Source organism: Sphingomonas sp. NFR15 (genome assembly GCF_900103265.1).
Classification (GTDB): Bacteria; Pseudomonadota; Alphaproteobacteria; order Sphingomonadales; family Sphingomonadaceae; genus Sphingomonas; species Sphingomonas pollutisoli.
This window is the reverse complement of record NZ_FMWX01000001.1, coordinates 607,500-627,053: the sequence shown is the minus strand read 5'-3', so window position 1 is coordinate 627,053 and position 19,554 is coordinate 607,500. Positions and strand designations below refer to the sequence as shown.

At 67.0% G+C, this 19,554-nt stretch carries 18 protein-coding genes and 2 pseudogenes; 9 read left to right on the top strand and 11 right to left on the bottom strand.

Annotated elements, in window-relative coordinates; all coding sequences use genetic code 11:
- The first annotated feature begins 6 nt into the window (after positions 1-6).
- From BLS81_RS02900 to BLS81_RS02890, 3 genes are read left to right on the top strand one after another with little or no spacing between them, the layout of a single operon-like run.
- The gene (locus BLS81_RS02900) at positions 7-1,515 is read left to right on the top strand and encodes a TolC family outer membrane protein (protein ID WP_093220464.1); all 1,509 of its coding nucleotides are present in this window, start codon (positions 7-9) and stop codon (positions 1,513-1,515) included.
- Between the two features lie 31 nt (positions 1,516-1,546).
- Positions 1,547-2,050 (top strand): DUF2497 domain-containing protein, encoded by a 504-nt coding sequence (locus tag BLS81_RS02895; protein WP_093220461.1) that lies wholly within the window; start codon positions 1,547-1,549, stop codon positions 2,048-2,050.
- A gap of 41 nt (positions 2,051-2,091) precedes the next feature.
- Positions 2,092-4,137, top strand: coding sequence for an alpha/beta hydrolase family protein (locus BLS81_RS02890; protein ID WP_093220459.1), 2,046 nt, complete (start codon positions 2,092-2,094; stop codon positions 4,135-4,137).
- 3 nt (positions 4,138-4,140) lie between these two features.
- On the opposite strand, the gene BLS81_RS02885 is transcribed toward BLS81_RS02890, so the two are convergent.
- Complete coding sequence (locus BLS81_RS02885; RefSeq protein ID WP_093220456.1) at positions 4,141-4,542, bottom strand: MAPEG family protein; 402 nt, start codon at positions 4,540-4,542, stop codon at positions 4,141-4,143.
- Between the two features lie 126 nt (positions 4,543-4,668).
- On the opposite strand from BLS81_RS02885, the gene BLS81_RS02880 reads away from it, so the two are divergent.
- Entirely contained in the window at positions 4,669-5,244 is a 576-nt protein-coding gene (locus tag BLS81_RS02880; RefSeq protein ID WP_093220453.1) for a hypothetical protein, read from the top strand.
- 27 nt (positions 5,245-5,271) lie between these two features.
- Here the strand turns inward: BLS81_RS02880 and BLS81_RS02875 are convergent, their stop codons facing one another.
- Positions 5,272-6,066: a TrmH family RNA methyltransferase gene (locus BLS81_RS02875; RefSeq protein ID WP_093220450.1), complete on the bottom strand. Its 795-nt coding sequence runs from the start codon at positions 6,064-6,066 to the stop codon at positions 5,272-5,274.
- Between the two features lie 99 nt (positions 6,067-6,165).
- Here BLS81_RS02875 and BLS81_RS02870 point away from each other — a divergent pair, with 99 nt between their 5' ends.
- On the top strand, positions 6,166-7,134 hold the full coding sequence (locus BLS81_RS02870; RefSeq protein ID WP_093220448.1) for a magnesium and cobalt transport protein CorA: 969 nt from the start codon (positions 6,166-6,168) through the stop codon (positions 7,132-7,134).
- A 4-nt stretch (positions 7,135-7,138) separates the two neighbouring features.
- On the opposite strand, the gene BLS81_RS02865 is transcribed toward BLS81_RS02870, so the two are convergent.
- From BLS81_RS02865 to gltX, 3 genes are read right to left on the bottom strand one after another with little or no spacing between them, the layout of a single operon-like run.
- Positions 7,139-7,351, bottom strand: a complete 213-nt coding sequence (locus BLS81_RS02865; protein ID WP_093220445.1) for a hypothetical protein — start codon at positions 7,349-7,351, stop codon at positions 7,139-7,141.
- Positions 7,338-8,621 carry a citrate synthase gene (locus tag BLS81_RS02860; RefSeq protein ID WP_093220443.1) on the bottom strand — a complete coding sequence of 428 codons (1,284 nt, stop codon included), beginning with the start codon at positions 8,619-8,621 and terminating at the stop codon, positions 7,338-7,340. Before BLS81_RS02860 ends, BLS81_RS02865 begins: the two co-directional genes overlap by 14 nt.
- Positions 8,622-8,639: 18 nt before the next feature.
- Complete coding sequence (gltX, locus tag BLS81_RS02855) at positions 8,640-10,079, bottom strand: glutamate--tRNA ligase (protein WP_256326036.1); 1,440 nt, start codon at positions 10,077-10,079, stop codon at positions 8,640-8,642.
- Positions 10,080-10,242: 163 nt separating this feature from the next.
- On the opposite strand from gltX, the pseudogene BLS81_RS02850 reads away from it, so the two are divergent.
- Positions 10,243-12,225 (top strand): annotated as a pseudogene (locus BLS81_RS02850) (ComEC/Rec2 family competence protein); the annotation flags it as partial.
- A gap of 4 nt (positions 12,226-12,229) precedes the next feature.
- On the opposite strand, the gene lexA reads toward BLS81_RS02850, so the two are convergent.
- Together lexA and glp are read right to left on the bottom strand one after the other, a co-directional pair.
- The gene (gene lexA, locus BLS81_RS02845; protein ID WP_093220440.1) at positions 12,230-12,898 is read right to left on the bottom strand and encodes a transcriptional repressor LexA; all 669 of its coding nucleotides are present in this window, start codon (positions 12,896-12,898) and stop codon (positions 12,230-12,232) included.
- Positions 12,899-12,966: 68 nt separating this feature from the next.
- The gene (glp, locus tag BLS81_RS02840; RefSeq protein ID WP_093220438.1) at positions 12,967-14,151 is read right to left on the bottom strand and encodes a molybdopterin molybdotransferase MoeA; all 1,185 of its coding nucleotides are present in this window, start codon (positions 14,149-14,151) and stop codon (positions 12,967-12,969) included.
- Between the two features lie 481 nt (positions 14,152-14,632).
- Between glp and BLS81_RS20280 the strand changes: the two genes are divergently transcribed.
- The 3 genes from BLS81_RS20280 to BLS81_RS02825 all read left to right on the top strand — a co-directional run bounded on the left by BLS81_RS20280 (position 14,633) and on the right by BLS81_RS02825 (position 16,381).
- The gene (locus tag BLS81_RS20280; protein ID WP_143023273.1) at positions 14,633-15,763 is read left to right on the top strand and encodes a hypothetical protein; all 1,131 of its coding nucleotides are present in this window, start codon (positions 14,633-14,635) and stop codon (positions 15,761-15,763) included.
- 73 nt (positions 15,764-15,836) lie between these two features.
- Positions 15,837-16,061 (top strand): antitoxin MazE family protein, encoded by a 225-nt coding sequence (locus BLS81_RS02830; protein ID WP_093220433.1) that lies wholly within the window; start codon positions 15,837-15,839, stop codon positions 16,059-16,061.
- Entirely contained in the window at positions 16,058-16,381 is a 324-nt protein-coding gene (locus tag BLS81_RS02825) for a type II toxin-antitoxin system PemK/MazF family toxin (RefSeq protein WP_093220430.1), read from the top strand. The genes BLS81_RS02830 and BLS81_RS02825 overlap by 4 nt, the downstream gene beginning before the upstream one ends.
- A 72-nt stretch (positions 16,382-16,453) precedes the next feature.
- Here the strand turns inward: BLS81_RS02825 and moaC are convergent, their stop codons facing one another.
- From moaC to BLS81_RS02805, 4 genes and pseudogenes are all read right to left on the bottom strand, one after another.
- Positions 16,454-16,957: a cyclic pyranopterin monophosphate synthase MoaC gene (gene moaC, locus BLS81_RS02820; protein ID WP_093220428.1), complete on the bottom strand. Its 504-nt coding sequence runs from the start codon at positions 16,955-16,957 to the stop codon at positions 16,454-16,456.
- 127 nt (positions 16,958-17,084) lie between these two features.
- Positions 17,085-17,870 carry an indole-3-glycerol phosphate synthase TrpC gene (gene trpC / locus BLS81_RS02815; RefSeq protein ID WP_093221754.1) on the bottom strand — a complete coding sequence of 262 codons (786 nt, stop codon included), beginning with the start codon at positions 17,868-17,870 and terminating at the stop codon, positions 17,085-17,087.
- The gene (trpD, locus tag BLS81_RS02810) at positions 17,867-18,862 is read right to left on the bottom strand and encodes an anthranilate phosphoribosyltransferase (RefSeq protein ID WP_093220425.1); all 996 of its coding nucleotides are present in this window, start codon (positions 18,860-18,862) and stop codon (positions 17,867-17,869) included. The genes trpC and trpD overlap by 4 nt, the downstream gene beginning before the upstream one ends.
- Positions 18,863-18,969: 107 nt before the next feature.
- Positions 18,970-19,542: pseudogene (locus tag BLS81_RS02805) on the bottom strand (aminodeoxychorismate/anthranilate synthase component II); the annotation flags it as partial.
- Between the last annotated feature and the right edge of the window lie 12 nt (positions 19,543-19,554).

Here is a 19,554-nt window from a genome sequence, read left to right as displayed (position 1 = left end):
CCGGCAATGCGATATTCCCTATCTCTTGCCGGCGCGGGGTTGCTGCTCGCCGCTGCGCCGGCTGGTGCCGAAACGCTCCGCGAGGCGCTGGCCAAGGCGTATAACACCAATCCCACGCTCACCGCCGATCGCGCCAATGTCCGCGCGATCGATGAGAATGTCCCGATCGCGCGCGCACAGGGGCTGCCCGCCGCCAACGCGGCCATGCAATATAGCGAAAACGTCTACAACGACGCCAACACGCTTTCCAATCCAAAGCGCCAGATCGGCATACAGCCGCAGCTTTCGGTACCGCTCTACGCGGGCGGTGGTATCCGCAGTTCGATCCGCGCGGCGGAGACCCGCGTCGATGCCGGGCGCCTGTCGCTGCGTGACACCGAAGCGAGCGTGTTCAGCTCGGTGGTGGGCGCGTATATGGACGTGATCCGCGACGAGGTGATCGTCTCGCTCAACGCGCAGAACGTCCATGTGCTCGAGGTCAATCTCCAAGCCAGCCGTGACCGGTTCCAGGTCGGCGACTTGACGCGCACCGACGTCGCCCAGTCCGAAGCGCGGCTCGCGCTCGCGCGCAGCCAGTTGCAGAGCGCGCAGGCGCAGTTGATCGCGAGCCGCGAGAGCTACATCCGCTTCGTCGGCACGCCGCCGGGCAAGCTCGAAGAGCCGCCGGCCTTGCCCAATCTGCCGGCCGATCCCGAAGTCGCGGTCGATGTCGCGCTCAAGGACAATCCCGCGCTTCTCGCCGCGCAGAAGAGCCGCGACGCGACGGTGTACGACGTCGGCACCGCAGCCGCTGCGCGGTTGCCGCGCGTCAGCGCGATCGCGAGCGGGAACTACTTCAACTATTTCGACTCGCTTGGCTCGGGCACGCAGTTCGGCCTGACGCAGACGGGCAAGTCGGCGACGGTCGGCGTGCAGCTCAATCTGCCGCTGTATCAGGGCGGGGGGCCGACCGCGCAAATCCGGCAGGCGCAGGCGCGGCGCGGGCAGGCGATCGAGCAGGTCACCGAGGTGGAGCGCAACGTCATCGCGCAGGCGCGATCGGCCTATGCGATCTGGAAGTCCTCGCTTCAGGTGATCGCATCGAGCGAGGCGGCGGTCAACGCCAACAAATTGTCGCTCGAAGGCGTGCGCGCCGAGAACAGCGTCGGCAGCCGTACGATCCTCGACATTCTCAATGCCGAGCAGGAATTGCTCAACTCGCAGATCACGCTCGTCTCCGCGCAGCGCGACGCCTATGTCGCCGGCTTCTCGCTGCTCGCCGCGATGGGCAAGGCCGAGGCGCGTGATCTCGGGTTGGACGGCGGCGCGCTCTATGATCCGGTCGTCAACTACAAGCGCGTCAGCCATACGATCTGGGACTATGCGCCGGCGCCCGCACCCAAGCCGGTCGCGACCCGCACCACCGCGACCCCGCCGCAGACCGCGATCGTGACCAAGCCGCTCGATCCGTTTCTCGATACACCAGTTGACAGCCCTGCCACAAATCCCACAGACAGCGCGGTCAGAAAACGTTAACCAAGGTGCCGGGGCGAAAAGGTTGATCGCAATGGGGGATATCAGCTCCGAGCCATCGATGGAGGACATCCTTTCCTCGATCAAACGCATCATCGCCGAGGAAGGGGATGTCGGCGCCGCGCGTCATCGTCGCCCGCTGCGCCCGGCGGGCGGTCGTCCGCTGCCGCTCACCCAGCCGAACGACGTGCTCGAGCTAAGCGACGCGGTCGCGTACGGTGCTGATGACGAGGCGGAGGAGCCGATGCCTGCCGAGATGACCGCGCCCGAGCCGACCCCGGTCCAATTCGCCGACGCGCTCGCCAAGGCCGAGGCGCCCGCCGAACCCTTGCTGTCGCCCGGTGCCGAGAACGCCACGCTCGATGCGCTGTCGCGGCTGATCGTGAAGCCCGAGGTCTCGGGCTCCGACACGCTTGAAGGCATGGTGCGCGAGATGCTTCGGCCGATGCTGCGCGACTGGCTCGATGCGCACCTGCCCGCGATGGTCGAGCAGATGGTCGCCAAAGAGATCGCCCGCATCACGAGCCAGGGCCGCTAAAGCGCGTTGCGGAGCGCCCGGCGCTCTGCTTTACCGGGCGCATGAAGAAGCTCCTCGCCGCGGGCACCGCGTTGCTCGCCGTCACCGCGGCGCCCGTCGCCGCCCGCCAACTCACCATCGACGACGTGATCGCGCTGTCGCGTGTATCGGCCCCCGCCGTGTCCGACGACGGACGCTGGCTGGTGTGGCAGCAGCGCGAAACCGACCTTGATGCCGATACGGGCCGCTTCGATCTGTGGCGGCTCGACCTCGGCACCCGGGGGGGCAAGCCCGAAAAGCTCGTCGCCGAGGTGGATGTCAACGAAACCGCGCCGCAATTCTCCCGCGACGGCAAGACGGTCTATTTCCAGTCGGACAAAGGTGGCGATGACGCCGTCTGGTCGGTGCCGGTGACGGGCGGCGCGCCATCGCGACTGACCGACTTCAAGGGTGGCATGGGCGGCTTCCTGGTCGCGCCGACCGGCGACAAGCTGCTGATCTACGCCGACCGCCGGGTCGGCGCGCCGAGCCTCGAAGTGCCGATGGTGAAGAAGGACTCGCGCGCCGGCAATGGCCGTACCTTCGACCAGTTGTTCGTGCGCCACTGGGCGAGCTGGTATGAGGGACTGCGCTCACAGCTTTTCGTGCTGCCGCTGACGGCAGCGGGTGCGAAAGGTAATGGCGTCGCGATCGAGCACGGTCTGGCCGGCGACGCGCCGTCCAAGCCGTTCGGCGACGGCAGCGAGATCGCCTGGGGCGCGGACGGCAAGACCGTCTATTTCGCGCTGCGCAAGGGCGACGCCAAGGAGCCGCTTTCGACCAATCTCGACATTTACGCCGCGCCTGCCGATGGGTCGGGCGCGCCGGTCAATCTGACCGAGGGCAATCCCGCCACCGACACGATCCCCGCCGTTTCGCCGGACGGCAAGTGGCTCGCCTACGCGGCGATGAAGCGCGCGGGTTATGAAGCCGATCGGCAAGTGCTGATGCTGCGCGATCTCGCCACCGGACAGGTGCGTGCGCTGACCGAGGGGTGGGATCGTTCGATCGAGTCGATCGCCTGGACGCGCGACGGCAAGAAGCTGATCGTCACCGCCGAGGATATTCAGGAAAATCCGATCTGGTCGGTCGATCCCGCGACCGGCAAGGTCACGCGGCTGACCGGGCAGGGCAATGTCTCTGCCGTGGTGCCCACCGCCAAGGGGCTCATCTATGCGATGAACAGCCTGACCGCCCCGGATGACTTCTGGATGCTGGCCGGCAAGAAGCCGGTGCGGCTGACCAACGTCAACGCCCAAAAGCTCGCCGGCATCGACATGCCGAGCGTCACGCGCTTCAGCTTCACCGGTGCGAACAACGACAAAGTCTGGGGCTATGCGGTCAAGCCGGCGGACGCCACGGGCAAGGTGCCGCTCGCCTATATGGTGCATGGCGGACCGCAGGGATCGAGCAACAATAGCTGGTCGTACCGCTGGAACCCGGCGGTGTTCGCGGGTGCTGGTTATGGCCTCGTCGCGGTCGATTTCCACGGTTCGACCGGTTACGGACAGGCGTTCACCGACGCGATCCGCAACAATTGGGGCGGCTGGCCGCTCGAAGACCTCAAGGCCGGATTGAAGGCGGCGACCGAGACGTTCGGCTGGCTCGACGGGGACAACGCCTGCGCGCTCGGTGCGTCCTATGGCGGCTATATGATGAACTGGATCGAGGGCAATTGGCCCGATCGGTTCAAATGCATCGTCCAGCATGACGGCGTGTTCGATGCGCGCGCGATGGCGTATGAAACCGAGGAACTCTGGTTCGACGAATGGGAGCATGGCGGGCATCCCTATTACGAAGACCCGCAGGCGTTCGAGAAGTGGAACCCGGTCAACCACGTCACCGCATGGAAGACGCCGCAGCTCGTCATCACCTCCGAAGGCGATTACCGCATCCCCTATACGCAGGGAATCGCCGCGTTCACCGCGCTCCAGCGCCGCGATGTGCCCTCGCGGCTGGTCGTGTTCCCCGGCGGCAGCCACTGGGTGCAGAAGCCCAAGGAAAGCCGCCAATGGTATCATGAGGTGCTCGGCTGGCTCGACCGGTGGACCGGCAAGGCGACGCAATAAGGTTCAGAGCGTCGCCGCCAGCACCGGCCACAGCATCATCACGATTCCCGCCACGCTGACGAGGAACACGAGCGAGCGGAGATAGGGAATCCCGCCCGCATACAGCGGGATATAGACGATCCGCGCGACCAGCCACACGACCGCGCCGATCGCGGTCCAGCGCGTGTGGATGTCGGTGATGCCGAGCAGCGCCACCGCCGCGACGACGATCGGAAACGTTTCGAAGAAGTTCGCCTGCGCGCGTGCGAGCCGGCCGCCCAGCGGCGTCGGCGGCGGCATCGGTGCGTCGCGCGGGCCGGCGTTCCACGCCATGCCGAGCTGCGCAGTCCGCACCTGCGCGGCGCCAAAGATGTGGATGAAGCCGAGGACGCACCCCCAGGCGAGAACCGCATATTCGACGTGCATGGTCCGTTCCTTCGATCGCCCCGAGACACCCACAACGTCCGACGCGGCGCGACGTTGCTTTCATCGGCCGTTCAGCTTCGCGGAATACATTCCATGCGGTTCTTCAAGCACTGAGGAGGCATTCTCATGAACCTGTTTGCGAAGATCGCCCTGGCGGGGATCGGCACCGCCGCGCTCGCGGGCAGTGCGCTCGCCGCCGACCGCGCGATGCACATGATGGACGTGAACCTTCCAGACGGATCGGTCGCGCATGTTCGCTATGTCGGCGATGTCGCGCCGAAGGTCGTGCTCGTCCCCGTCGCCCAGTCGATGCCGGTCGCGCTGTTCGATCCGATCGCGTCGTTCGCCTCGTTCGACCAGATGTTCGCCGATATGGATCGTCAGCGCGACGCGATGTTGCAACAGGTCGCGGCGATGCAGCGCGCCGCACCAACGAACGGCAAGATCGATCGGGCCGCGCTCAACAGCTTACCTGCCGGCGGTACGGTCAGCTATTCGTTCACGTCGTATAGCAGCGGTGACGGCAAGGGTGGCGGTTGCACGCAAAGCTATCAGATGACGTCTTACGGTGCGGGCGCGCAGCCGAAGGTCGTGTCACAAAGCTCCGGCGATTGCGGCACCGCGCCGAAGTTCGGCACCGCGCCTACGCCCGTGACGGCGCCGGCACCCGAGCCCAAGACGGTGCCGCACGACGCCGTGTGAGCCAAGCCGCGCGCGCCTCGCGCCACGTCAGGCGCGCGCGAGCACCTCATAAGCCATCACAGCCGTCGCGACGGCGGCATTGAGGCTGTCGGCCTTGCCGAGCATCGGGATCTTCACGAGCAGGTCACAGGCTTTCGCATAGTCGTCCGGCATGCCTTGGGCTTCGTTGCCGGTGAGAAGGAATGTCGGCGCGGTGTAGTCCGCTTCGCGATAATGCTGATCGGTGTCGAGGCTGAGGCCGACGAGTTGGCCGGGGCCGGCGCGCAGCCACGTCAGGAAGTCCGCCCAGCCGCTTTGAACGATGGGCACGGTGAACAGCGCGCCCATGCTCGCGCGCACTGCTTCGAGCGAGAACGGATCGACGCACTCGCCGATCAGGATCAGTCCGCCCGCGCCGACCGCGTCGCCGGTACGCAGGATCGTGCCGAGATTGCCGGGATCGCGCAGCCGCTCGGCGACCAGCCAGATTTTGGCGGCGCCGCGATCGAGCTTGGTCAGTTCGGCCGCGAATTCCTCGAAGACGCCGACCACGGCCTGCGGATTGTCCTTGCCCGACAGCTTGGAGAGGATGTCGGGCACGGTCTCGATCGCCTCGCCACCCGCCGCCTCGACGTCCGCGATGAGGGCGCGCACCAGCGGATGCGCCGCGCTGTCCCGCGCGAAGAAAAGGTAGATCGGCAGGCGGCCGCTCTCGCGCGCTTCCGTCAGGATGCGCAGCCCTTCGGCGAGGAACAGCCCTTCTTCGCGGCGATGACGTTTCTCGCGCAGCGCACGCACGCGTTTGATGAGCGGGTTCGAATAAGCGGTGATCTCGCGCGGCATCGCCCGCCTATGCCGCAACCAAAGCGCCGCGTCGATGATTGAGCGACGCGCACGTGTTCTGCTACCGCGCACCAAACCGCTGTTTCCAAAGGCCCGTCGATGAGCGTGATTGCCGCCTACCTCTACCGTGACGGCAAAAAAGTGCGCGAGATCGACATCGATGAGAAGGTCGATTGCGCGCACAACAAATCGGAGTTCGTCTGGATCGGCATCGCCGAACCCGACGAAGCCGAACTGCGTACCCTGCAGAAGGCGTATAATCTTCATCCGCTCGCGATCGAGGATGCGCTGAAGGCCGACCAGCTTCCGAAAGTCGATGTCTATGGCGACCAGCTTTTCGTCGTCGCCCGCACCGCGCACCTGGAAGGCGACAAGATCATTTATGGCGAGACGTCGATTTTCGTCGGGCACAGCCACATCATCAGCGTGCGCCACGGCTCGCCGCGCAAACATCTGTCGTTGCGTGACAATCTCGAAAAGGCGCCGACGCTGCTCGCGCAGGGCGTCGACTACGTCCTGCATGCTATCCTCGATTTCATCGCGGACGGCTATCTGCCGATCGTAGAGACGATCGAAGAAGAGGTGATCGCGATGGAGCGCCGCGCCATCGACGCGTTTCTCAACCGCGACGAGGTCGCGCGGATCTTCGCGCTGCGCCGCGAGCTGATGCGCTTTCAGCGTGTTCTGGTGCCGATGGGGGAGGTTGCGGGCAAGTTCGTGCGGCTGGATCTGCCATGTATCGACGTTGATGCGCGGCCCTATTTCAGCGACGTGCTCGACCATGTCCGTCGCGTACAATCAATGGTCGAAGGGCTGCGCGAGGTGCTGACGTCGGTGTTCGAATTTAGCAATCTGCTCGAAGGGCAGCGCACCGGCGCGATCACCCGTCAGCTAGCGGCCTGGGCCGCGATTCTGGCGGTGCCGACCGCGATCGCCGGCATCTACGGGATGAATTTCGAGCATATGCCCGAACTGAAATGGGTATGGGGTTATCCGCTGACGCTGGCGGTGATCGTCGGGGTATGCGCCGTGCTCTATTGGCGGTTCCGGCGCTTGGGTTGGCTGTGAGCGATCACCGCCGCGGGCGGCGGTTCCGAAGGATCAGCAAACCGCCCGCGACCACGAGGACCGCGCCGTAGAGTACCCAGCGTCGGGCATCGATCATGAAGCTCGATGCCGGCCAACGGATCACCCCGAGACCTTGGCCGATCCACAGCAATCCCATCGCCAGCGCGAGCGCGCCGGCGATGAGGAGGACGATGCGGAGCGCGTCAGCGGGTCGCAAGGGGAACGTAATCGCGCTGCGTCGCGCCGGTGTAGAGCTGGCGCGGCCGGCCGATCTTCTGCGCCGGATCCGAGATCATCTCGTTCCACTGCGCGACCCAGCCGACGGTGCGCGCGAGCGCGAACAGCGCGGTGAACATCGTGGTCGGGAAGCCGATCGCCGAAAGGATGATGCCCGAATAGAAATCGACGTTCGGGAACAGCTTCTTCTCGATGAAATACGGATCGTTGAGCGCGATCTCCTCGAGCCGCAAAGCGGTTTCGAACACCGGATCGGTCACGTTGAGCGACGCGAACACCTCGCGCACGGTCTTCTGCATCACCGTCGCGCGCGGATCGTAGTTCTTGTAGACGCGGTGCCCGAAGCCCATCAGTCGGAACGGATCGTTCTTATCCTTGGCGCGCTCGATATAGTGCGGGATCTTGTCGGGCGTGCCGATCTCGCGGAGCATGTTGAGCGCGGCCTCGTTGGCGCCACCATGCGCCGGACCCCACAGGCAGGCGATGCCCGCCGCGATGCACGCGAACGGGTTGGCGCCCGACGAGCCGGCGAGCCGGACGGTCGAGGTCGAGGCGTTCTGCTCGTGATCGGCGTGGAGGATGAAGATGCGGTCCATCGCCTTTTCGACGATCGGGTTGACCTCATATTCCTCGGCGGGGACGCCGAAGGTCATGCGTAGGAAGTTGCCGGTGTAGCTCAGGTCGTTCTTGGGGTGCATGAACGGCTGGCCGATCGAATATTTGTACGCCATCGCCGCGATCGTCGGCATCTTGGCGATCAGCCGGTGGCTGGCGATCATACGCTGCATCGGGTCCGACACGTCGGCCGAATCCTGATAGAAGGCCGACAGCGCGCCGACCACGCCGCACATTACCGCCATCGGATGCGCGTCGCGGCGGAAGCCGCGATAGAAGGTCGCGAGCTGCTCGTGCAGCATGGTGTGGCGGCTGATCGTATATTCGAACTTGGTGAGTTCGTCGGCCGAGGGAAGCTCGCCGTTGAGCAGGAGGTAGCAGGTCTCCATGAAGCTTGACTGTTCGGCGAGCTGGCCGATCGGATAGCCGCGGTGCAGCAACACACCCTGGTCACCGTCGATATAGGTGATCGCGGAGTCGCAACTCGCCGTCGAGGTGAAGCCGGGATCGTAGGTGAACATTCCGGTCTGCGCATACAGCTTGCGGATGTCGATCACGTCCGGGCCGACCGTGCCCGAAATCACCGCGTTCTCAACGTCCTTGCCGGCTACACTCAGTTTCGCGGTGTCGGTCATCGATGTCTCTTCCTCTATTCAGTTCTGTATCTGATCGGCGATCCGGCCGAGGCTTTCCTCGCGCCCGAGCAGCACAAGCACGTCGAAGATACCGGGGGAGGTCTTGCGTCCGGTCAAGGCGGCGCGCAGCGGCTGCGCGACCTGGCCGAGTTTGACCCCCGCATCCTCGGCGACCTGCCGAACCGCAGACTCGAGCGCCTCCGTATCCCAGCCGTCGAGCGCGTCAAGCGCCGTGTGCAGTGCAGCGAGCAACGGTTGCGCATTTCCGGCGAGAAGCGGCGCGGCTTCCACCGCGATCGCGAGCGGGCGCTGGCGGAACAGGAATTGCGCGCCATCGGCGAGTTCGATCAGGCTGGCTGCCCGCGGCTTCAGCGACGGCATCGCGCGTTCGAGCAGGGCGCGCTGATCCTCGCTCAATGCGGGATCGAACCGCGCCGCGACCAACGCGGCCAGTCGGCCGTCGTCCGCCTCACGGATATAATGCCCGTTGAGGTTTTCGAGCTTCTTGAGGTCGAAGCGTGACGGCGACTTGCCGATGCCGTCGAGATCGAACCACGCGACCGCCTGCTCGCGGCTGATGATTTCGTCATCGCCGTGACCCCAGCCGAGCCGAAGCAGGTAATTATCCACCGCTTCGGGCAGCATGCCGAGTTCGTCGCGATAATATTCCACGCCGACCGCGCCGTGCCGCTTCGAAAGCTTGCCCCCGTCCGGCCCGTGGATCATCGGCACATGCGCGTAGATCGGCTCGGGCCAGTCCATCGCCTTGATGATCGGCAACTGGCGGAAGGCGTTGTTGAGATGATCGTCGCCGCGGATGACGTGTGTCACGCCCATATCGTGATCATCGACCACCACGGCCAGCATATAGGTTGGTGTGCCATCAGAGCGCAGCAGGATGAGATCGTCGAGCTCGGAATTTTGAACGGTGATGCTGCCCTGGACACGATCGACGATCGTCGTCGCGCCCTCGGTCGGCGCCTTGAGGCGGATGACGTAGGGCTTGTCGCCCGCTTCCGGCGCGCGGTCGCGCCACGGGCTGCGGACGCGCAGGGGGCGCTTGGCCGCCTCCGCCTCCGCGCGCATCGCCGCCAGTTCTTCGTGCGTCATGTAGCAGCGATAGGCGTGGCCGCTTTCGACCATCTGGTGCGCGACCTCGGCGTGGCGCGCCGCGCGTTCGAACTGGAACACGGCATCACCGTCCCAGTCGAGCCCGAGCCACCGCATCGAGGTGAGGATCGCGTCGATCGCCGGCTGGGTCGAGCGCGCGCGGTCGGTATCTTCGATCCGCAGCAGGAACTTGCCGCCCTTGGCCTTGGCGTACAGCCAGTTGAACAGGGCCGTGCGCGCGCCCCCGATGTGGAGATAGCCGGTCGGCGAGGGCGCGAACCGGGTGACGATGTTTGCGGTTTCGGGCGTGCCGGACGTGGCCGCCGCGCTATCAGATGTTGCGCCCAACCGCGCTTGCTCCCAGACATGAATATCGATGGCCAGCTCAGCCGCCGACGCCCCTAGCACGCGACCTTCGCCGCTTCAAATCGGCTGGCCGCCCGCTTGGGTGGCGGCGTTGGAGCGCTGGCTCGAAGCCGAGCGCGACCAACTGGTGCTGTGGCTGCCGGTGATGCTCGGCGCGGGTGTCACGCTGTGGCTGGAACTTCCCGATCCGTTGACATGGACCGTCGTCGCGCTGGGGGCGGGGGGCGTATCGCTCGCGGCCGTGGCGATCGGACACGGTGGACGCGCCGGGCGAGCGCTCGCGGTGGCAGCGATGCTCGTCGCGTGCGGCGTCCTGCTCGTCTGGTGGCGTGCCGAGTCGGTCGGCGTCCCGCCGCTGCCCGGCCCGGTGCTGGCCCGGTTCGAGGCGAAGGTGGAGCGGATCGACCCGATCGCGGCGCGCGATCTCGTACGGTTGCGGCTGGCGCCGTCGCGCGTGCTTGCGGAAGGCGATCGTATTGCACCGGTGTTGCCGCCGCACCTGCGCGTCAATCTGGCCGCCGCGGACGTGCCGGGGGGGCTGGGGGTGGGCGCGACGATACGGCTGCGCGCGCGGCTGCTCCCGCCGCCGGCGCCGGCGGTGCCGGGCGCCTATAACTTCGCGCGGGTGGCCTGGTTCGATGGGATCGGTGCGACCGGTCGCGGCATCGCCCCCGTGGCGGTGTTGAAACCCGGCAGAGAGACGGGTGGGGGTTTGCGGCAGCGCTTGTCGCGCCACATCCAAGCGAGCGCGCCGGGCGGGGCCGGCGCGATCGCCGCCGCGCTGGCGACCGGCGACCAGGGTGCAATCCCGGAGAGCGACGCGGAGGCGATGCGGCGTTCGGGGCTCGCGCATCTGCTGTCCGTGAGCGGGCTGCATATCACCGCCGTGGTCGGCGCGGTCATGCTGATCGTCGGACGGCTGCTCGCGTTGGTGCCGTGGATCGCGCTACGCTGGCGCGTGCCGTTGATCGCGGCGGGGGCGGGCGCGCTCGCCGCGATCGGCTATACGCTGCTCACCGGCGCCGAAGTTCCGACCGTGCGGTCGTGCGTCGCGGCGCTGCTGGTGCTGGTCGCGCTGGCGATGGGGCGCGAGGCGATCACGCTGCGGCTGGTCGCGGCGGGCGCATTCGTGGTGCTGTCGCTCTACCCCGAGGCGCTGGCGGGGCCGAGCTTCCAGCTTTCGTTCGCGGCGGTGGCGGCGATCGTATCGCTGCACGAGCATCCGGCGATCAAGCGCTGGTTCGGGCCGCACGAGGAGGCGCGCGCGCGGGCGATGTTGCGCGGGCTTGGCTCGTTGCTGCTGACCGGCGTCGTTGTAGAGCTGGCGCTGATCCCGATCTCGGTGTTCCACTTCCACCGCGCCGGTGTGTACGGGTCGGTCGCCAATATTGTCGCGATCCCGCTGACGACGTTCGTGACGATGCCGTTCGAGGCGCTGGCGTTGCTGTTCGACTGCGTCGGCGCCGGCTGGCCGTTCTGGTGGGTCGCGGCGCGGTCGCTCGATCTGCTGCTGTGGATCGCGCATTCGGTGGCGGGGTTGCCGGGGGCGGTTGCGTCGATACCGACGATGCCGGCGGGTGCTTATGCGTTGATGGTCGCGGGCGGGTTGTGGATCGCCTTGTGGCGGACGCGGTGGCGGCGGCTCGGCGCGGTGCCGCTGGTGATCGGCGCTGCATGGGCGGTGCTGACGCCGGCGCCCGATCTGCTTGTCACCGGGGACGGGCGGCACGCGGCGATCCGGACGGCGGGCGGCAACCTCGCGGTGCTGCGCGACCGGACCGGCGATTATACCGCGTCCACCTTCGCCGAGAATGGCGGGGTCGATGCGGTGCCGCTGCTGCTGTCCGAGCAGCCTGACGCGCGGTGCAGCCGCGATCTGTGCCTCGTTCGGCGCGGCGCTTGGCGAATCCTCGCCACGCGCAGCGCTTACTTAGTTCCGAGCGAGCAGCTCGTTCCGCTCTGCGCCGGCGTCGATATCGTCATTTCCGAGCGGCGGTTGCCGCGCGCTTGCTCGCCGCGCTGGCTGAAGCTCGACGCCGCCACGCTGGCCGAGACGGGCGGGGTGGCGATCACCTTTTCGACCCGAAACATCGCTATCGTGCGCCACAGCGAGGACCGTCACCCGTGGCGGATCAGTCGTAGCGGCGGAGCAGGCCGGCGAGTTTCCCCTGGATACGCACCTGCGCGGGGGCGTAGCGCTGGGGATCATAGGCGCGGTTGGCGGGATCGAGACGGACCATCGCGCCCTCGCGGCGGAAATATTTGAGCGTCGCCTCGGCGTCTTCGATCAGCGCCACCACGATCTCGCCGTCGCGGGCGGTCTCGGTGCGGCGGATCAGCGCGTAATCGCCATCGAGGATGCCGGCATCGACCATCGAATCGCCCGCGACTTCAAGCGCATAATGCTCCCCATTGCCGAGCAGCGCGGCGGGCACCGCGAGCATCGACTGGCCCTCGAACGCCTCGATCGGCACGCCGGCGGCGATGCGGCCGTGGAGCGGGATCTCGATCACGTCGTTGGCCGGCTCGGGCAGCGGGCGGAGGTTGGCGGGCGGCGCGACAGCCGCCTTCTTGGTGGCGGCGACCCGCTCGGGCATGCGCAGCACCTCGAGCGCGCGCGCGCGGTTGGGCAGGCGGCGGATGAACTGGCGCTCCTCAAGCGCGCTGATCAAACGATGCACGCCCGACTTCGACTTGAGATCGAGCGCGTCCTTCATCTCCTCGAACGAGGGCGACACGCCGGTTTCCTCCAGGCGATCGTTGATGAAGCAGATCAGCTCGTGCTGCTTGCGAGTGAGCATCGCGTTCCTCCGTCCGAACAGATGCGGAACCAATATGGAACGGTAGGAGCCAAGTCAAGCGGTGTCCATCAGCCGATCGGCAGGATTTCCACCGAGTCGCCGGCGCGCGCCGGAGGTGCGTTCGGTGCGCGGATCACCAGGCAATCGGCGCGGGCGAGCGTGCGCAGCATCGAACTGTCCTGAATCGCCGCGACATGGACGCGGCCCGCGCGCGTCTCGGCGCGCAGATAATCGGCGCGGTGATCGTTGGCGGGCAGGTCTTCGCCGAGGATCGCGGTCGCGCGGCGCGGCTGCGGATCGGCGGCGCCCGCCATGTGCGCGATCAGCGGGCGCAGAAACAATGTCGCGGTGACGAACGCCGAGACCGGGTTGCCGGGCAGGCCGAGCACCACCGCGCCGTTCAGCCGCCCCGCCAGCATCGGCTTGCCGGGGCGCAGCGCGATCCGCCAGAAATCGAGGCTGCCCCCCGCCGCCTCAAGCGCGGGCCGCACGAGATCATGATCGCCCACCGACGCGCCGCCGGTGGTGACGAGAATGTCTGCCTCGACGCGCGCGAAGGCGGCGGTGATCGTGTCGAGCCGATCGGGCAGGATGCCGAGATCGACGATCTCGACCGGCAGATCGGCAAGCATCGCGGCGAGCATCGCGCCGTTCGATTCGGGGAGCGCGCCGGGCGGCAGCGGCGCGCCGGGCGCGACCAGCTCGTCGCCGGTCGCGACGGTGGCGACGCGCACGCGGCGGCGGACCGGGAGCGTGCCGTGCCCGCCGGTCGCGGCGACCGCGATCCGCGCCGGGGTGATCCGCGCGCCCGCCGGCACGAGCACGTCGCCCGCGTGGAAATCGAGCCCCGCGCGGCGCACGTTGCGACCGGCATAAGCGGGGCCTGCGCCGGTGACGCTGAGGACCGCGCCGTCGCGCGCGGCCTCCTCCTGCACCAGCACGCTGTCCGCGCCGGCGGGCATCGTCGCGCCGGTGAAGATGCGGACCGCCTCGCGCGCGCCGACCGTCCCGTCGAAAGGCGTGCCGGCCGCGCTCTCGCCGATGACGGTGAAGGGGCCGGGCAGGTCGGCGAAGCGCAGCGCATAGCCGTCCATCGCGGAGAGATCGGCGTAGGGCTGGGTGCGGAGTGCGGCCACGTCCGACGCGGCCCAGCGGCCGGCGGCGGCGCGGATCGGGACGGTTTCGGGCGCGACAGGGTGCGCGAGCGCGAGGAGGCGGGTGAGGGCGGAGTCTACGGAGAGGAGGGGGGGCATGTGGTTGATTTTCCGGGGAGTCGTGGAAAGGCGGCTGTGAAGGTCCGGTATTCGGGTAACGCAAGACTGGCCAACCGCATAGTGACGGACATGCCAGCAGAGTTGTAGCTTGCCTGTGGGCAGCCGTTGGTTCAGCTTCGTAAAATCAACAGTGCTGCTGTCTAGGTGTTCTGAAAGTATGCGATTGACGCGTATGATGATGGGGTTGGCGGTCGCCTTTACGGTCGCCATCACGCAAAGCAGTGCTTATGCTGCCGACAAGATGGAGACTATTGCCGACGAGGCAGTTGCAGTCGCGATAGCTCTTCCGCCAGGATACAAACGCGACAGCGTACTTCGCGCTGTTTCAAGGAATCTGCGAGAGTTTGGAAAGCCTGTGGCCGGAACGCGGGCCGCTCGCGCAATGTCCGACGGTGGCGCTAGCGAGATTCCGGCCGAGGCCGTCGTTGGGCTGTCCCGATCGGCTCCGATACGAGAGGCTATGCCGATGGGCAGCCCGTGCGCGCTCGGGTTATGGCGTCAGGATGGCGGCGGCGAAGCGAAGACACCCAAAGACCGCGAGGCTTGGGCGCAAGCGTGCCTGTTGAGACGCGACGTTGATCTGTTCGGCTTCCCATCCGCAAATGAACTTCGTGAAATCGCTTTAGGCTTGCCCGCAGGTCGGATCAAAGGCGCTGTGTTGGCCATGTTACTTCGCGGTCACGGCGACGCGGACGCTCAGCGCTTTGTGATGGTCGAAATCAACAAGAAAGAGTTTCCGCTGCCGGATGATGTTAGAGACGCCTTGCGGAAGGTGCTCGCGGAGCCGGCATTTTTATATCGATCAGGCCAAAAGGAAGAAGCCTTGGCATCTGCGCGAAAGAGCCGCACTTTCGCTTCTCGCGCTGAGATCATCTATATTCTTGCTGGCGCCGGAGACACGGACGCTGCAATTGAAATCTTTAATCTGCTCGGTAGCACGCCGCCGAGATTTGGTGACGAGTGCTTTGGATGGTTTGGACCGTTCGGAGGTCTTGACCTGTCGCGTCTCGGGAGCGCGTCAGCGCCTTCGCATGCGCTGGGAGCATTTATCGACCGACTTCCAGCTTCAGCGCTTTTCAGGAAGGTTTGCCCAAGCGGTTTGAACGCTGATCTTTTCGTGGAGTACCTGCTTGCGGCTGGAAGATTTGATGAAGCGATCGCACGTGCTCGTCAGGAGAGAACGACACCATTCCTGCTGATCGACGCCCTCCTGAACATCGGCGTGACACGACTCCGCAGCGGGGATCACGGTGCTGCCCAAGCCCTTGCCAAAGAGGCTGCGGCTGTTCTCCCGCCGTTCGACCCGGGTGATCCGATTGTGGGGGCACGGAGCACGGACTCCATGACTGACCCAACGCCTGACCATCCCGCACGGAAGCAGGGAGAACGTGAGGGCGACACTCGTCGGCGATTTGAATTGATCCAGCTTCTTGCCGCGACCGGAGCTGCGACCGAAGCAGAAGCGCTCGCCCGCAAGCAAACCGGCGCATTGCGCGCCGTGGCGCTCTCTGCAGTTGTCGCGGGGGCCGCTGGGCTCCGATTTGATGATAAGGCGCCGATGCTAAGCACGATCGACGCAGATGACCTCTGACTCCGGGAGGCGCATGCTTGCTACCGCGCTACAATAGTCGTACGTTACATGTGACGTCTGGACGAACCGCATCATGCCAGCACCTCTAAACGAACGAGTCCGCAAGCGCCGCGACGCACTGCGCGCCGCCGGTTTGCGACCGATCCAAATTTGGGTACCCGATACGCGCCGCGCCGGATTCGCCGAAGAATGCCGGCGACAAGCGCGTATCGTCGCGGCGGCCGATGTGGCCGATCCCAATCTGGATGCGTTCCTCGATGCCGCACTTGCCGATGTGGACCCCGCAGGCGAGGCGTGAAGCGGGGCGATCTCGTCACGATCGCTTTGTCGGGGGATTTCGGCAAGCCGCGTCCGGCGGTCGTCATCCAGTCCGATCAGTTTGCCGAAACCGGCACGGTGACGGTGCTGCTTATCTCCAGCACTCTGGTGGACGCGCCGCTGATCCGCACGACGATCGAGCCGACGCCCGATAACGCGCTGCGGGTTCGGTCGCAGATCATGGTGGACAAGGCGATGTCGGTGAAACGCGACAAGATCGGTGCGGTGATCGGCAGCCTTGATGCCGAAGCGATGCTCGCGGTTACGCGTGCGCTGGCGGTGTTCTTCGCGATCGCGTGAGGGCGGGCTTTGTCTGCGCGGGTTACGCGCGCGGCTTGTCCTTCGATACGCGTCTTCGACTTCGCTCAGCCGCTACTCAGGACGAACGGAACTGGTTACGTCTTCCGTGGGGGCGAGCCACCCCCCCGATTTCCCCCCACGCTTCTCCAGCAGCCGCACGCCGGTGATGACCATCGCCTTGTCGATCGCCTTGGCCATGTCGTAGATCGTCAGCAGCGCGACGCTGGCGGCGGTGAGCGCTTCCATCTCGACGCCGGTCTTGCCCTCGGTCGCGGCGGTGGCGGTGACGGTGACGCCCTCGGCGTCGGGGGCGAGATCTACGCGCACACGGGTGAGCGGCAGCGGGTGGCAGAGCGGGATGAGGTCGCTGGTGCGTTTGGCGGCCATGATGCCGGCGATGCGCGCGACGGCGAGGACATCGCCTTTCAGCGCGGTGCCGTGGCGGATCGCGTCGGCGGCGGCGGCGGACATGGTGATGCGGCCGGTGGCGATCGCCTGCCGCGCGGTGACGGGCTTGCCGCCGACATCGACCATGTGCGCGGCGCCGGTTTGGTCGAGGTGGGTGAGGGCGGTCATGTGCGCTCCCCTTTCGGAAAGGTCGCGGGTGGGTTGGCCTGAGGGGATCGCAGCGTTTCCGCGCGGGCCGACCCACCCCTCGGTCCCCTCCCTTCCAGGGAGGGGAAGGGAAGTGCGGACGCCGCGCTCATCCCACCAGCGCGCGGGTGGCGGCTTCGAGGTCGGCCTGCCGCATCAGCGCTTCGCCGATCAGGAAGCAGTGGATGCCGTGTTCGGCCATCGCGTCGAGATCGGCGCGGGTGGTGAGGCCGCTTTCGGCGACGAAGGTGCAATCCTTGGGCGCCTTCGACACCAGTTCGTAGGTGCGCGCGAAATCGACGGTGAAGTCGCGCAAATTGCGGTTGTTGACGCCGATCAGCCGCGACTGGAGCTTCATCGCGCGCTCCATCTCCTTGGCGTCGTGGACCTCGACCAGCACGTCCATGCCGCATTCGGTCGCGCTCGCCTCGATCTCGGCGAGGAGGCCGTCGTCGAGCGCGGCCATGATGAGCAGGATGCAATCGGCGCCAAGCCCGCGCGATTCGGGCGCCTGCCACGGATCGATCATGAAATCCTTGCGCAACACCGGCAGCGTGCAGGCGTCGCGCGCGATGGTGAGATAGTCGTCGGCGCCCTGGAACCATTCCTCGTCGGTCAGTACCGACAGGCAGGCGGCGCCGCCGGCCTGATAGGCGATGGCGTGCGCGCGCGGATCGAAATCGGCGCGGATCAGGCCCTTGGAGGGGCTGGCCTTCTTGATCTCGGCGATCAGCGCGTGGCCGGTCTTCGCCTTGGCGTCGAGCGCGGCGCGAAACCCTCGCGGCTTGGTCTGGCGCGCGATGCGCTCGTCGATCTCGGCGAGCGAGGTGGTCGCCTTGCGCGCGGCGACATCGGCGCGCTTGGTTTCGAGGATACGGTCGAGCACGTCGGTCATCGGTAGGCGATCCATCTGTCGAGCAGCGCGGCGGCGCGGCCATCGTCGAGCGCGGCGGCGGCGGTGTCCGCGCCTTCGCTCAGGGTGTCGGCGGTGCCGGCGACGATCAGCGCGGCGGCGGCGTTGAGGAGGACGGCGTCGCGGTACGGGCCGGTTTCGCCGTCGAGGAGCGCGCGCAGGGCACGGGCGTTATGCGCGGGGTCGCCACCGCGGATCGCGCTGAGCGGGTGGCGGAGCAGGCCGGCGTCTTCAGGGGTGATGCGCTCGGCGATATTGGGGATGCCGAGCGCGACGACGACGCTGGGGCCGGCGCAGGAGAGTTCGTCGAGCGACTCTTCACCCGCGACGACCAAAGCCGCCTCGGTGCCGAGCTCGGCGAGCGCGGCGGCGTAGGTGGCGGCGTAATCGGGGCGGGCGATGCCGATGAGCTGGCGGGTGACGCGCGCGGGGCTGGCGAGCGGGCCCATCAAATTGAAGATCGTGCGGCGGCCGATCGCGCGGCGGATCGGCGCGAGCCGCTTCATCGCCGGGTGGTGGCTGGCGGCAAACAGGAAGGCGATGCCGATATCGGCGAGGCTGCCCTCGGCATCGCGCGCGGCGCGGTCGAGATCGAGCCCGAGCATCTCGAGCGTGTCGGCGGCGCCCGCCTTGGACGAAGCCGCGCGGTTGCCGTGCTTGGCGACCGGCACGCCGCACGCCGCGACGACGATCGACACCGCGGTCGAGACGTTGAGCGTGTGGTGGCCGTCGCCGCCGGTGCCGCATACGTCGATCGCGCCGGGCGGGGCGGAGATCGCGATCATGCGCTCGCGCAAGGCGCGGGCGGCGGCGGCGATCTCGATGCTGGTCTCGCCACGGATCGCGAGGCCGGTGAGGAAATCGGCGATTTCGGCTTCGGGCGCGGTGCCGTCGAGGATCGCGGCGAACGCCTCGCCCGCGCTCTCGCGCGACAGCGGCGAAATGGGGTCGGGGAGAAGCGCGATCGTCGTCAAATTCCCCTCCCGCTGGCGGGAGGGGTTAGGGGAGGGCTTGTCCCCGCATGCGCCGTTTGTGAGGAGGACAGGCCCTCCCCCGACCCCTCCCGCAAGCGGGAGGGGAGTTTGGTGGCGATCCCCGCCAGCCGCACGAAGTTGGCGAGCAAGGCGTGGCCGTGTTCGGTGGCGATGCTCTCGGGGTGGAACTGGACGCCGTGGATCGGGAGCGTCGCGTGGCGCACGCCCATCACCGAACCGTCGTCGGCATGCGCGTTGGCGATCAGCCCCTCGGGCAGATCCTCGACGATCAGCGAGTGATAGCGGGTGGCGGTGAAGGGCGAGGGCAGGCCCTCGAACAGCCCGGTGCCGTCGTGGACGACGGGCGAGGTCTTGCCGTGCATCAGCCCGCCGCGCACGACGCGGCCGCCGAAATGCTGGCCGATCGCCTGATGGCCGAGGCACACGCCCAGCAGCGGCTTGCCCGCCTCGGCACAGGCGGCGACGAGATCGAGGCTGATGCCCGCTTCGTTCGGGGTCTTGGGGCCGGGCGAGATCAGGAAGCCTTGCGCGTTGCTCGCGACCGCGTCGCGCGCGGAAAGGGCGTCGTTGCGGACCACCTTCACCTCCGCGCCCAGCTCCATCAGATAATGGACGAGGTTCCAGGTGAAGCTGTCATAATTGTCGATGACGAGGATCATGCCCCTCGCCAT